This window comes from Ruegeria sp. AL12 (assembly GCF_056540885.1).
The window spans coordinates 1-918 of record NZ_JBQFXN010000079.1; the positions used below are offsets into that span (position 1 = coordinate 1).

General features: G+C 57.0%; 1 protein-coding gene. It reads left to right on the plus strand.

Going from position 1 to position 918, the window contains the following annotated elements; genetic code table 11:
• On the plus strand, positions 1 to 905 hold a 905-nt coding region (locus tag ACR0C6_RS21465; RefSeq protein WP_480621140.1), incomplete at its 5' end, for a LysR family transcriptional regulator.
• Between the last annotated feature and the right edge of the window lie 13 nt (positions 906 to 918).

Sequence of the window (918 nt, forward strand, 5' to 3'; positions counted from 1 at the left end):
TCCAGCTTCAGGCCTTTCATGCCATCATGGAAACCGGAACCGTGACCGGCGCGGCCTCGGTTCTTGGGATATCGCAACCCGGCATCAGCAACCTTCTGGCACAGCTTGAACGCGAAGCGCGTCTGCCTCTGTTTGAACGGACAAAAGGCCGATTGCTGCCAACCCCTGAGGCCGAGATGCTATTTCGCGAGGTCGACACGGTCGTGCGCGGGCTGGACCACGTGGCGCAGGCCGTAACCGATTTGCAGAACAAACATCCCGGTCAATTGCAGGTTGCCGCGCCTCACCTGTTGTCCTTTGGCTTCATGCCCCGCGAGATCGCGTGTTTTGCCAAAACGCGTCCGAACCTGTCTGTCAGCTTTCAGTCGCAATATTCGTCCAAGATTCAGGAATGGGTCATCTCGGGCCTGTTTGAAATCGGTATCGTCGAGATGCCCATTCTGCATGACACACTGAACTATCAGGAGTTTCAGTTTGAAACGCTCGCGACTTTTCCTGAGGGCAGTCCCTTGGCCGAGCACGACGTTCTGACGCCAGAGATATTGGAAAACGAACCCTTCATCGTAATGGGGCCGGAACATCAGACCCATCGCCGGACCCGCGACATCTTTCAGACATCCGGTCACACATGGCGCACCCAGATACACACCCATCTTTCCGAAAACCTGCTGAGCTTTGTAAAACAGGGTATGGGGGTCGCGATGATCGACCCCTTTACCGTGACCTTTGACGACGAGAGCGGGTATCTGACCCGCCCATTTGCGCCGCCAGTCATGCTGGATCTTGCGATCATCACGGCAAAGGGACGCCCTCTGTCCACGATTGCGCAGGAATTTCTGGCCCAGTTGACCCCGTCAATTGCCGCTTACGCGACCCATTCCGAGACCGGTGCGGCCGCTTCGTGAAGCGGCTGTGAGT